1 pseudogene is annotated in these 938 nt (G+C 42.2%); it reads left to right on the forward strand.

Going from position 1 to position 938, the window contains the following annotated elements:
• Positions 1-562 (forward strand): annotated as a pseudogene (locus tag QI30_RS20670) (primase C-terminal domain-containing protein); the annotation flags it as partial.
• Positions 563-938 lie beyond the last annotated feature (376 nt).

Genomic DNA, 938 nt, shown 5'->3' on the forward strand with positions numbered 1-938 from the left:
GTATTCAGGAAAATATAGTGGTCCAAGTAAAGAATATGTAGAGGCGATACTTGCTTTACACGTAAAAAACGGGACTGAGTATACGGTGTCGTTTGGCAGCCGTGCCTGGTATAAGTTTAAAAAGGAGCGAGAGGATCGTACACGTAGCCACTACGATGAGTGGGAAGAAGATATTATAAGATACATTACGGCCGAAAAAGCGTCTTCAGAGCCGTTTATTTGGCGTACACAAAAAGAGTTATGCGAGGCAGTCGGCATGGCACAAAGTACATTAAACGAAGTGCTAAAGCGCTCTAAGCAGCTTGTCAAAACCGTAACAGGGAAAGGCAGAGGCGCGAAAACAGGTTGGACAACCGTCAAGCTGTTTATTCAGTATGCAATGGAGCTTGTTAACTCCGCAAAAGCAACGTATCGTCAGCAGCTAATTCAGGTTGTAAAAGACTGGACAGAGGAGCTAGAAGTAGTTGCCGGTTATGAGTCATTAATGATCTATTTAGAAGCACTTTACTTTAAAGAAAGTCCACCAACTACCCATGTGCATCGTATTCGAGGCTCTAGTTAAATTAATACTCCAGTCTGCCTTACATATTTCTAATTACGTCGTGTTCTTGTCTTGGGTGAGTTGGTAGTTTAGCGTTGTGGTTTTCTTAGTATTAGATGAGCTTAACGTTGCTTTTTATGGGGCTAGATAAGTTGTGTTTTCATTTAGGAGAGTAGAGCCCAGAGCGGGAGGCGTTCCGCAGGCCAGCTTGCTGGGCGAGGACCTTTTGTTTTGGATTTAATTCAATTTACTCAAGATCTTTAAATCTAGAATGGTTAAAGAAGTCTGGAACAGAGAGATTGAGTGCTTTAATGAGCTTGTGGATTGTATCAATGCGAGGATTTGTATCGCGTATATGGAGTACAGAATCCATAGTTGATTGGGTTAATCCGGATCG

Origin of the sequence: Candidatus Kurthia intestinigallinarum, from assembly GCF_003991225.1 — a bacterium.
GTDB classification, from domain to species: Bacteria; Bacillota; Bacilli; order Bacillales_A; family Planococcaceae; genus Kurthia; species Kurthia populi.